Source organism: Sharpea porci, from assembly GCF_009695655.1.
Taxonomy (GTDB): Bacteria; Bacillota_I; Bacilli_A; order Erysipelotrichales; family Coprobacillaceae; genus Sharpea; species Sharpea porci.
This window is the reverse complement of the sequence record NZ_VUNM01000013.1, coordinates 1-12,998: the sequence shown is the minus strand read 5'-3', so window position 1 is coordinate 12,998 and position 12,998 is coordinate 1. Positions and strand designations below refer to the sequence as shown.

Annotated in this window: 7 protein-coding genes and 1 CRISPR repeat array; all 7 genes read right to left on the bottom strand. The window is 32.3% G+C overall.

The genetic code is table 11. From position 1 onward, the window contains the following. Positions 1 to 53 precede the first annotated feature (53 nt). The 7 genes from FYJ79_RS06770 to cas9 all read right to left on the bottom strand — a co-directional run bounded on the left by FYJ79_RS06770 (position 54) and on the right by cas9 (position 12,867). Positions 54 to 1,922 (bottom strand): DUF2075 domain-containing protein, encoded by a 1,869-nt coding sequence (locus tag FYJ79_RS06770; RefSeq protein WP_154515841.1) that lies wholly within the window; start codon positions 1,920 to 1,922, stop codon positions 54 to 56. Then, on the bottom strand, positions 1,919 to 2,233 hold the full coding sequence (locus tag FYJ79_RS06765) for a nucleotide pyrophosphohydrolase (RefSeq protein ID WP_154515838.1): 315 nt from the start codon (positions 2,231 to 2,233) through the stop codon (positions 1,919 to 1,921). The genes FYJ79_RS06770 and FYJ79_RS06765 overlap by 4 nt, the downstream gene beginning before the upstream one ends. Before the next feature lie 105 nt (positions 2,234 to 2,338). Further along, on the bottom strand, positions 2,339 to 2,944 hold the full coding sequence (gene fic, locus FYJ79_RS06760; RefSeq protein ID WP_154515835.1) for a protein adenylyltransferase Fic: 606 nt from the start codon (positions 2,942 to 2,944) through the stop codon (positions 2,339 to 2,341). A 457-nt stretch (positions 2,945 to 3,401) separates the two neighbouring features. Then, positions 3,402 to 6,936: a CRISPR direct-repeat array (repeat unit 36 nt; unit sequence GTTTTAGTTCAGTCCAAAATAACACAACTCTAAAAC). Positions 6,937 to 7,003: 67 nt separating this feature from the next. Continuing rightward, positions 7,004 to 7,684 carry a type II-A CRISPR-associated protein Csn2 gene (gene csn2, locus FYJ79_RS06755; protein ID WP_154515832.1) on the bottom strand — a complete coding sequence of 227 codons (681 nt, stop codon included), beginning with the start codon at positions 7,682 to 7,684 and terminating at the stop codon, positions 7,004 to 7,006. Further along, a complete protein-coding gene (gene cas2, locus FYJ79_RS06750) occupies positions 7,681 to 8,001 on the bottom strand; it encodes a CRISPR-associated endonuclease Cas2 (RefSeq protein ID WP_154515829.1) in 321 nt (106 codons plus the stop codon). The genes csn2 and cas2 overlap by 4 nt, the downstream gene beginning before the upstream one ends. Further along, positions 7,991 to 8,863 (bottom strand): type II CRISPR-associated endonuclease Cas1, encoded by an 873-nt coding sequence (gene cas1 / locus FYJ79_RS06745; RefSeq protein ID WP_154515826.1) that lies wholly within the window; start codon positions 8,861 to 8,863, stop codon positions 7,991 to 7,993. Before cas1 ends, cas2 begins: the two co-directional genes overlap by 11 nt. Further along, positions 8,860 to 12,867: a type II CRISPR RNA-guided endonuclease Cas9 gene (gene cas9, locus FYJ79_RS06740; protein WP_154515824.1), complete on the bottom strand. Its 4,008-nt coding sequence runs from the start codon at positions 12,865 to 12,867 to the stop codon at positions 8,860 to 8,862. Before cas9 ends, cas1 begins: the two co-directional genes overlap by 4 nt. Between the last annotated feature and the right edge of the window lie 131 nt (positions 12,868 to 12,998).

The following is a 12,998-nucleotide window of genomic DNA, read 5'->3' as shown; positions in this document are numbered from 1 at the left end:
TAAGACACAAGTCTTTTGCTTGTAATCTCCAAAGAGTTATCTTTTTTACTAAATTATTTATTGTCTAGACGCATTTTGAGATATTGAGATAAAGCCTTATCTGTACAGAATATAAAACAGCCCTTTTGTCCTCTCGTCAGCAATGTGCGATAAGTATTCTTTATAATACGATCCGCTTTTTTCAATGCTTCTTCTGGATGTTCTTTATAAAGTTTCTTGATTCCACGTAATGATTGATCTGTGGTAGCACGTTTTGTAAAGTCTGTCACAATATGCCCATCTTCATAGCGCATATCATCACCAATAATTACACCTACATAGTCAAACTCTAATCCCTGGCAAGTATGAATACAACCTATCTCGCTAACAGAGTCTTTATCTATCGCCCATGTAGAAGTAGAGCCTAAATTCCATGACATACCAAAATCAAATTCTGGTATCTCTATATCATGTACTGAGCTATCACCCTTTCCATCTTTAATCCAGTTCCAACAATATCCAGCAACCATTCTTGCCTTATTATTATCATTATGTTTTAAAACTTCTTGATAAACTTCATTCGGATCATCATAGACCCTCACATCATAATCTAAATCAAAGACATCATTAGCAGTTGGTTGTACCTCTAAAACATCATCAATCCAGTTTAAATAACCATCACTACCATTACATCGAAATTGTGATGCAAGTGTATATTCATAAATACTTGTATGATAAAAATTAGCCCATTTCATGATTTCTTCTGTTGAACCAATATCTTTTAAAGTAACTTGTTGGTGATCATCAACAAAGAATACTGAAAGCTTAGCTGCATTAATAAGCTCTTTAACCTGATTTTCACCTTTATTAGAATATAAGCCACTCTTACCATTTAATCGATGTGCTTCATCAATAAACAAACTATCAAAGAAATTTGAAGGGGTATCAATAAAAGACCCCGAACCTTTAAATAAGTTATCTATTGTTGTTTTACGATAATTACCATCTTGGAGTTTTTCACTATATACACTACGGGGTGCCATGTTCTTTGTGACATACATGCTGTTGCTTGCAAGTTCACCCATTGTCTTTGCCAGTAAATTAATGGCTAAAACAGACTTGCCTGTACCAGGTCCGCCATGAATAATGACTGTTCGCTTTTTATTGTCATTGAGCTTTGCAAGAGACAAAACCTGTTCAAAAATAACCTTTTGTTCATCAATCAGTTTAAATTCTTCTTTGCCAGCTAATAGATTGACCATTGTATCTTGCAAGGACTTTGATGGTTTAATACGACCAAATTCTATTTCATAAAGTGTTTTATTATTGGCTTTCTTAATATATTTTGTAATATATTCTCTTAGTTTTAAAGCATCGCCTCTCATAAAGACAGGTGCTCTTCTTGTATAGTAGTAATAAATACGATCTAATAAAGGATCATTTTCTGTTCTTATATAATTATGAAGGTAGGTACATGGTTCTAAGTCAATATGATATTTTCTTACATCTTCATTATAATCCTGGATCATAGAAACATAGGACCAAGCTTGATAAGAAGGATGCGTTGTTTCTCTTAAAGAACCCCCTAATATAGTTCTTACAAGTCCATTCTTATCCGTCACTCTCTGAGCACTTTGCCATTGCTTCAGTTCAATCACAACAGCATTCTCTTCACCATTTTCACCTTCTCCTGCCACAATGAAGTCAACTCTTTTGTTTGAGTTAGGAATACGATATTCAATTGCAACATCAACATCATCAGGAATACTATCTGTATCCATCACCTTGTACATGTATTGCATACTATTCGCCCATGAACGATATTCTGCTTTTCCTGTATGTCGATGCATTTTTTCAATCATCTGATTATTGATTTTTTCTTCAATACAATCATTGAAAACATCTGCAATAAACTGTTTCTTACTTTCTTTATAAATAATCATAACTTATCGTACTTTGTAGCTACTCCTCTAGCTTTCTCAACTGGATACTTTTCTTCATTCTTCTTCATTTTCATCTTAATGATATCATCAGCTCTTACACCAATCTTGTCACACATCTGAAAACAATAAATAAGAACATCAGCTAATTCTTCCTTTACACCCTGCTCATCACCATCATATCCCCATTGATAATGTTCAAGCAGTTCAGCTGCTTCTATCGATATAGACATTGCTAGCTTCTCTGGCTGATGGTATTGATCCCAATCCCTATCATTCACAAATTTATTAATTAATGCTTGTATTTCATCCATCACATTCTCCTCCAAACAACTATCCTAAGTATAACATAAGAACGAAAAGAAAGAGATTCGATTATTGCCTTCTTATAACTTGTTCAGTTAACAGAAATATTGTCCTTAAAGCTCACTCGTCTTAAATGTTGTATATTCTTCGTAATAATAGCTACAATCAATACCTATCATATAAACATCACGGTCATTAATTTTATCTGTCAACGCTTGTCTTAAAATATATTTGATTTCAATATCTCTAATGGGACTACGTTCCATAGATAAAAGATAGTCCTCTTTATCTACACAACTCCAATCGACAACCTGTCCCAGTTCTTTTTTCAAAATCAAATCAAGCCATATTCTCGTACTTCTTCCATTTCCCTCACGGAAAGGATGGGCAATATTCATTTCTACATATTTTTCTATGATTTCATCATAGGTTGATTGGGGCATTTTTTCGATATTTTGTAATGCTGCTTCTAAATACATAACTGGGGCAAAACGAAAATGACCTTTTGCGATATTAACAGATCTTATCTTTCCTGCAAAATCATAAATTGACCCAAACAAGTATTTATGTATTTCAACTAATGACTGAAAAGTTCCAGGCTCAAGACCATCTAAAATGCCACTTTCAAAGAGTTCTACTGCTTTTCTTTTACTGATCCTTTCTTCCACTTTAGCTAATTCAACAGAATCAGTGATACCCAATTTATTATTTAATGTCATCTTGTTTTTCCTTCTATAACTTATCGTACATCTTTTCTTTTGCCTTGTAAGCAAGTGCATCGATAATGGCAATTTCTTGAGTAAAAATAGGCATAAACATCGTATTCTACTTATTCCATGAACAGTAAGAGTATCTGATTATTTCGAAAATAACAGGTGTACACTAAATATTCTAGAAGAAATCGAAATGACTCTACAGGAATAAGAAGCAAAGCAAACAATTGAAGTACAGTCACAAACATATATTTGCTAAGAATCCACCAACCTATCATTCATCATTAATTAAACAAGATGACAGCCTAACATCATCATCTTCTCTAGGCACAAAAGAAAAAACAAACAACTCTTCTATAGCCACAAACTGCTGTTAATTTCATCAAGTGTAAAACATAGGTTTTATTCGGCCATAATAACACAACTCTAAAACGTTCAATCGGGTTCATAAAACAATCACCCAGTTTTAGTTCAGTCCAAAATAACACAACCCTAAAACTGACAGTACCGTCAGATAATACGTGAATGAGTTTTAGTTCAGTCCAAAATAACACAACTCTAAAACGACGGAAAAAGTCGCTGAATAAACCAGGCGGTTTTAGTTCAGTCCAAAATAACACAACTCTAAAACTTTCGTATCCATATAGGCTCACTGTTTTTAGTTTTAGTTCAGTCCAAAATAACACAACTCTAAAACTGAGACATGGGACTTCAATTACGGCGAGAGGTTTTAGTTCAGTCCAAAATAACACAACTCTAAAACTCATGGCTAAGTCTATGAAACAAGTAGAAAGTTTTAGTTCAGTCCAAAATAACACAACTCTAAAACTTGACAATCCTAAACAAAGTGAAGCAATTAGTTTTAGTTCAGTCCAAAATAACACAACTCTAAAACCTTCATACAATCGCTTGATGGTTTCCTTTTGTTTTAGTTCAGTCCAAAATAACACAACTCTAAAACGCTTATAGCTGAGTTTCGTATTATTGAAGTGTTTTAGTTCAGTCCAAAATAACACAACTCTAAAACTGCTGATTTTAGCATATTTGTTGAACCTTCGTTTTAGTTCAGTCCAAAATAACACAACTCTAAAACTAAGTCTCTTAATTATATCAGAAGCCTTGTGTTTTAGTTCAGTCCAAAATAACACAACTCTAAAACGATGGAAGAGAAGCTGGCAATATGCCACTGTTTTAGTTCAGTCCAAAATAACACAACTCTAAAACTAAAGTGATATTTTCGCTTTTGAGTTCTATGTTTTAGTTCAGTCCAAAATAACACAACTCTAAAACCGGCGTTAGCCTTGTGGATCGCCGCCTTGAGTTTTAGTTCAGTCCAAAATAACACAACTCTAAAACTATCCTATGTCTTCTATTCCGGTAATTCCCGTTTTAGTTCAGTCCAAAATAACACAACTCTAAAACGGAATGCATGGAAAGCTTGACATGACATATGTTTTAGTTCAGTCCAAAATAACACAACTCTAAAACTGCCTCCATTCCCACTTCGTCTCCCTCTTCGTTTTAGTTCAGTCCAAAATAACACAACTCTAAAACTTCACTAAATCATCAATAGTCACATTGAAAGTTTTAGTTCAGTCCAAAATAACACAACTCTAAAACGCTCCGCTGCTTGCGATTGCTCTTCTTATCGTTTTAGTTCAGTCCAAAATAACACAACTCTAAAACAGCCTGTTCCAGGCGTTCACGAAGCCAAGGGTTTTAGTTCAGTCCAAAATAACACAACTCTAAAACCGGTTGACTCATCAACGAGATTCTTTGCTGGTTTTAGTTCAGTCCAAAATAACACAACTCTAAAACTGGCGTGAGGGGTGAATTTTGCACAGCAAAGTTTTAGTTCAGTCCAAAATAACACAACTCTAAAACGTAATCATCAATCAATAACAGTACACGAGGGTTTTAGTTCAGTCCAAAATAACACAACTCTAAAACTTCGGTTCATGTTTCCTCCTCTGTACTATTGTTTTAGTTCAGTCCAAAATAACACAACTCTAAAACTTTAATTATACTCTATTTATGGCATATAAAGTTTTAGTTCAGTCCAAAATAACACAACTCTAAAACTCAACAGTTAAATTAAATCTATGTGCTGGTGTTTTAGTTCAGTCCAAAATAACACAACTCTAAAACTCATGTATCTACCATAACGGCTTATCTTATGTTTTAGTTCAGTCCAAAATAACACAACTCTAAAACTCATGAGTGCCACGCTTGAGGAACTTAAGGGTTTTAGTTCAGTCCAAAATAACACAACTCTAAAACTACTAATTCATCATTCAACTTACTAATACGGTTTTAGTTCAGTCCAAAATAACACAACTCTAAAACTTCCAATTGCGTCAATGATTTTCATGAGACGTTTTAGTTCAGTCCAAAATAACACAACTCTAAAACTATTCATAATTTCCACGGTCTTTTGGTATGAGTTTTAGTTCAGTCCAAAATAACACAACTCTAAAACAGAGTAAGGAACTCTCTCAGTGTTCCATCAGTTTTAGTTCAGTCCAAAATAACACAACTCTAAAACTCAGTTGACTCGCTGAACGACTCCCACTTCGTTTTAGTTCAGTCCAAAATAACACAACTCTAAAACCCTTTCTTCAAGATAGCTGATAAGCTTTTTGTTTTAGTTCAGTCCAAAATAACACAACTCTAAAACTAAGATATGCGTATGGAAGCATGTCTGGAAGTTTTAGTTCAGTCCAAAATAACACAACTCTAAAACTCATTAACAGATGTGATATCGACACGTTTTGTTTTAGTTCAGTCCAAAATAACACAACTCTAAAACACAGTGCAACCAATGTATTCAATCAGCTTAGTTTTAGTTCAGTCCAAAATAACACAACTCTAAAACAATGTTTTGTGTTGTCTGGTTCATATAGCAGTTTTAGTTCAGTCCAAAATAACACAACTCTAAAACTGCTGCATCGTTCAGAGTTCCAGGAACTGGAGTTTTAGTTCAGTCCAAAATAACACAACTCTAAAACTTGCTATCGACAACGTATATTTCGTAGTTTGTTTTAGTTCAGTCCAAAATAACACAACTCTAAAACCAATGTCGCAGTAGTTTGATAGCCCAATTTGTTTTAGTTCAGTCCAAAATAACACAACTCTAAAACGATGATATTGATTTAATTACCTATGGTTTTGTTTTAGTTCAGTCCAAAATAACACAACTCTAAAACCTTCTTGTCAGTTTCATAACATTCACTCCTGTTTTAGTTCAGTCCAAAATAACACAACTCTAAAACTACAGAGCCACAGCGTCAGGATCGTAGATAGTTTTAGTTCAGTCCAAAATAACACAACTCTAAAACCTGGAGTAACACGTATAATAACGTAGAGGCGTTTTAGTTCAGTCCAAAATAACACAACTCTAAAACGCCAACAACACCAGTTGCGTGTTCATCAGCGTTTTAGTTCAGTCCAAAATAACACAACTCTAAAACAACTGCCATTCTAAATACTCTTTATCCAATGTTTTAGTTCAGTCCAAAATAACACAACTCTAAAACTTATCCTTTTGATGAAGGTTATTGGATACCGTTTTAGTTCAGTCCAAAATAACACAACTCTAAAACTTCTATTAAGTATAAATATTGGTTACTCATGTTTTAGTTCAGTCCAAAATAACACAACTCTAAAACTGATTAACTCCTATACTAGATATTTTAGAAGTTTTAGTTCAGTCCAAAATAACACAACTCTAAAACTTGTCGCCATGTCGATGACAACCATCCATTGTTTTAGTTCAGTCCAAAATAACACAACTCTAAAACAAAACAGTAGCGTCAAATAATTCAGCAAGTGTTTTAGTTCAGTCCAAAATAACACAACTCTAAAACGACGAGATTCCAAACGCTGGATATGCTTCAGTTTTAGTTCAGTCCAAAATAACACAACTCTAAAACTCAGTATCATGTATACTGAAACGATAGCAAGTTTTAGTTCAGTCCAAAATAACACAACTCTAAAACCTCAAATTGATGTATTTAGAGTTTTTTTCGCCCAACGACAAGCTAGTTATCATGAACTGATTTGTAATTATTCTATCACTTGAAATAGATCTTCATCAATAATATATTTAGTTGCTTCATCAAAGTTACTTAAATAAGATTCAATAAACAAAACATTTAAATGCTTGTAATTTTTATATTTACAGATTTCTACTATTTGATCATGTTCAAAGTATTCTAGACAATTAGCTATGATTAATACTGAATCAGGAAGTAATTCTGAGATTAATTCAAGATAATTTATGAATGTATTATACAATGGTTCATCCATATTCTTTACAACCTTTAATCCAATTGCTTTTAGATAGTTCTCAACAATAAGTTCCTGATCATAATCGAAATCAAGATTATAGTCTTCTAAACTATTTTCTATGATTTGATTAAGAAATTGGATATGTTCTTTGAATTCAATGTCTAAATCTCCATCATCAATAATCTTTGACTGTATGTCTGTATAGATAGCTTTTAATAAAGGCTTTGAATTTAAGTCTAATTCAAATGGATTGAGTATGAATAATGATTTGGGTAAGATATTCTTATCGTTATCATCTAGTAATACTATTTCATTGGTTTTATTTTTATCATTGATTATTGTTGATATTGTTTTTAATACGTGTGAATAGAATTTTGGTTCTTTAATGATGAGTACAGTATTGGAGCAGTCATTAAACTCAATACTTTCATCTAGCCCCATAATATTCAATTTCATAATACAATTAACCTATTTTCACTATCTTCAGTTTCATTTTTCTTTTTACCAACAATATAGTCTATTTGTGAGAACTGTTTTTCTGTAATAACCAACAACTCTACATCACCTTTAGGTGGTTTGTGTGCTTCTAATCTTGTTCTTTCTGCTTTAACTATCGAATTATTAAGTGCCAACTTACAATAAACACTTTCTTGCATCATAATAAATCCATCGTTTATTAAGAACTTTCTAAACAGAGTATATTCTTTTCTATCTAAGTAAGTCTGTGTAGGCAAATCAAAAAACAATATCATTCTCATATATCTATAACTCATAATCAAAAAACTCTATTTCATCAACATCTTTATCCTTTAAAGCCTTAACAACACTCTTGACATATAAACTAATGGCATTAGATACATATTGGTTACTATTACTAATATGAACACGATGATTTAACACATCAATAAGCTTCAACTTCATAGTTCCATCAAACACTTCATTCATGTTTTCATATACTATTCGATCAACTAATGGACGAAATGGTTCCATTAAATCTGATGATAAATTAAACGGATTAAATTCATTTCTATGTTTAATACCTAACTGTGTTAAACATCCCTGAGCAACAACTTCTCTATTAAACTGCGAAAGTATGATTGAATATCCGTAATCCAATGCCGCATTAACATCTATCTTCGCATCCCTGGTAAATTGAAGACCAAACAAACTATTAAAATATACCTTAGCAGAATGACCTTCTCTATTTGTTTCATCATTAAACTTGACATTATCACAATACGAATAAAGCATATCTGCTTTATCTTTGTCTTCAATTTCAAGAAGCTTAGCTTGATTATAGATTTTTTCTTTTATTATCCGTGTCCAGATTAATGTTGAGTATTCTTTATCCCAAGATAACTGTTCTTGAATACGTTTGGATGAGTTATGACAACCATAGTAAGATACAATTTCACCTGCTGGATTACGCTTTTCATCACAAAATACAACCTTTATCTTCCTACATAGTAATTCATTAACTAAGTAGGAAGTAATAACGGTTGCAGTAGAATTGATAATAATTGTATTAATCTCAGATAAATGAATCTTTTTTATTTCTTCATTTCTTACAATTAAATACCCATTCTTATATGAGAGTTTTGCCTTATGATCGATAACTACTATCCGCCAGCTCATAACTTATATTTTTTAGAGAACAATCCAGTAACAGAAGTTGAGATAAAGGTTGTTTTATTAAGGTCGATATTTTTTGAATTAAGCCTACCAATACGATTGCCAATCTTGAAATCATCAAATGAAATATTGCCATTCATAGGACCCGCATGCATAACAATTAAAATTTGCTTTATAACATCACATTTCTCAACAACATCGATATTTTTGAAATCTTCAACTCCATCCAAGAACTTTTTCGCAATTCCTTTATAAGCCGGATATAGCGTATCCATCTTTTGTAGTAGTTGAAGATATAAATCATAAATTTCTTCTTCATCCAAATACTCATAACGCTTTTTTAACATTGCTGCATAGATTTCACTAATTAATTTACAGCTTTGTTCATTAAGTGATAATTGTCTTGCAGTTACGTATTCTGTGGGAGATGTGACATAGTAAAGACCACCATCAATTTCCATTAACTGATTCTTGAGTATTTCTTTAATAATTTTTACATCAGTTAAATCTTCATGTTCCGGTGAGGCGATATAAGAAAGCTGCTCCTCAACTGGGGCATTCTTTAAATGCAATGGAATACTTGTAAGCTTTCTCACATTGCTTAGCTTCTTGCCCTTTTTCTTTTTTCCTTCTATAGCGACGATAATAGATTGTACATTTCCGAAGCCACCATATTTATGGACATTTGCACGATATTTATTGAGAGGTACCGTTGCTGCAGTTGTTCCCTTTTCTGAATGAGCATCATTTGGTAATACAGTTACATTGAATAGAGTACCTGAATTTTGTTCCAATTTCTTCGTCACATAAACATCTTTATAATAGAAACAAGATTTAATCTTGCCAATTTGATTAGGGTCCCAGATCACTTCACCCGTATCACTATTAGAATGCAAATGATTCATGCTATTAAGAATGAATCCATAGTTATTATGTTGTTTTGCATCTTTCTTATAATTCTTTTTATATTGACCATAAATGATCTTTGCATCAAGATGCTCATAATTTTGATGCATGAATTGGCCAACAATACATGCAATATAAGCATCATGAGCATGATGGAAATCATTAATATCACGATTTTTATAAATGTTATACTTTGCTCTAAATTGATGTGAGAGATCTGCTCTTACTGTCACAACATTTGTATTTGTATAATGATCATTTATAATAACTGCAACATTCTTAATGATTTGTCTTGTTTCAACTAATTGTCTATTAATAAAACGCTCTTTGTCTTTGTCACTAAAATCCGTTCGCATAAGTGAGAAAAACTTCTTGTTAGACATCAAGCCATTATCATGAAGTTTTTGCCAGAATCCCATCATTTTATTTCTTATTTCAAATGGTACTGTTTCACTGTCAAGTTTCCATTGATTTTCTTCTGGCAGAACAAGCACTCTATTATCAAAACTATCATCCTTGATAAGAGATTGCGGAAGAATGTGGTCTATCTGATATGTACTGAGCTTATCAATATCAAGAGGCTTGCCTGAATACATACTCTTTCCCATCTGCAAGTAATATAGATAAAGTGCATCTGTCTCTATTCTCTTCTTTGCATCTTCTTTTTTCAATGATTCATAAACTTGCTGATCTTCTTTTGTCTGTAGATTTAAGCTTTCATAAATTTTCTGTAGCTTTGCTATTTTTGATTGTGTTCTTGCTTTTTCTTGCTCTTCGCGTGCAAATTCAATATAGATATGACTTGGTTCATGTTTCATGAATTTTGTGATTTCCTGAACTACAAGTAGTGCTTGCCATATTCCTCTCTTAATTGCCGGTGAGCCTGCAAGCTTTTTCACCTCATCATATTTGAAAGGTCCTTCAATATCTTGCATATTACTCTCTTCAATGATTTGTTTATATCCAAGTTTTTCATCATTAATAATTTCCATTAAATTCTTATTAGAATTCTCTAATACAAATAAAACAGTTGCTTTAGATCCAAATTTATTATCAGCAGTAATACCAGTTAAGAGTTTTTCTGATAATCTTGACCATCCCGTATATTTCAATTTTAAGATTTTATCAACTAACAGGTCATCAAGTTGATAAACCTTCTTGAGTCTTCTTTTAAGAATTTTCTTGTCTTCAAAAATAGAAATATCATAAATGATTTTTTCAATTAATTGATAATTTGAGGAATCAATCTCACCAAATATCTTTGTGAAATCAATCCATGGAGCTAAAGAGGTAGAGAATTGTAGATCTTTTTGACATCCTTCTATCTTCAACTCTTCATTTGTATCATAGTATTGATGTGTTACAAGCCAATCCTTCAGTTTTTTATCAGTAATTGTCTTGTTTTTCATAAATAGGTCTGACAGTATTGCTTTTTTCGTATCTACTGCTATAAGCTTGCCGTTAATACGAATCTTGTTCAGTTCATTCAAGACTTCAAACTTGCTTACAGTAAGAGAATTCTTCGCCATTACAGGTTCATCAGGAAAGTATGTTCCCGTATTCTTCATACGTTCTATAAAGCCTTCTGCAGTTGCATCAACATCTACAATTTGATCATAATTCCATGGCAGTATTCTTTCTTTTTGTTTATCCTCAAATTTCTTGATCCAAGCAAATTCTGAATGTGCATTTAATGGACCAAAATAATATGGGATTCTAAATTCAAGAATAGAGATTAATTTTTCCCTATTTTCTTTTAATTGTGGATAATAAACAGACTGATTATCAATTATTTGAATCATTTCATCTTTCTGCATTTGATATGGAATTGATCCATTTGTTCTTGAGTTCTGTTTTAACATGAACTTTTCTAGATTAATACGTTCTAAAATCTTTCTGGCATCATCTGTTTCAACCTTATTCAGCAGTTCTTTAATATACTTATAAAAATCTTCAATAGTTGTATCCTTAGGATACTTGATATAGCCTAAATAGTTATGAAGCTTACGATTGTCTTTTTTAAATACTTCATTATATTTTTCAGGCAGTTCTTCACGAATGACCTTCTTTAAAAGCTTTAAGTCCTCCTTATGCTCTTCATATCTTTCCACCATTGCAGCTGAAATAGACGGATTGTCTGTATGTGTTGCCCCAAGAATAGCTTGCAATTCAACCCAACTATAAACATTATGAAGCATTTCAACAAATTCAATATATTCACTTAATTCTGACTGTAAATCATCTACTGTATTATCATAATTCGCATTAGAGAACTCTAGTACAATATCTGCATCACCTTTTTTCACTTCTTGAACAAGAATCATTTTGGACACATTGAACTTTAAGCCAACCAGTGCCTTAGAAAACTCCTTATAAGCAGCTTTTTCTTCTTTAGTAGGATTCATTATTTTAAGTAGATCGTCTGCTTTCTTTGATCTTTGATAAATCTTAGATAATATTTCAATCATTGAGTTGATATCGTTATATGAGATATGATTATCAAATTCATTAATTGACATGAATTTTTCAATAACATCATTCAATCTTTCTTCAATATCGGTATTATCCATTTTAAAATTTTGGCCTTCATACAAGAAATTCCCACGATATTTGACAATATGATGTAACGCTAAATAGATTAAGCGAGGATCAGCTTTTTCTTTATTCTCACATAACTCTTTTCTTAAATGATAGATTGTTGGGTACTTATCATAATATGTCTTATCATTAAAATCCTTATCGATAAAAAGATTATAGTTATCTTTGTAATCATTACCTAGGTTCTTCTTTTTATCGTCCTTATCTAAGAATGATACATTCAATAAGCGAATAAAGAACGTTGGATCAATCTCCATAACCATATCGCTAAGTAAGTCTCTAAGCAATCTTATTCTTTCTCGTCTCTTATTATAGCGTCTTCTTATTGAACGACTTGCACGTCTCTCTGCTGCTGGTTTAGCTGCATCAAATAATCTTGATCCCCACATATGATGATTTCCCTTTTTCAACAGTTCATAGTGTTCATCCATAACTGCCCAGCCTACAGAATTCGTTCCTATATCCAATCCTACACTATAACTTCTATCCTTATTTTTAGCCATGAACTGTCAAGCGAATTTGAAAATGTCCTGAATATTTTTAATTATGAGCACCATATAAATGAGCTTTGATTGAAGAAGAATATAACTTCCAGCTGTTCTGTCTCCAAGGATGGTTTACTGGCGGTATATAC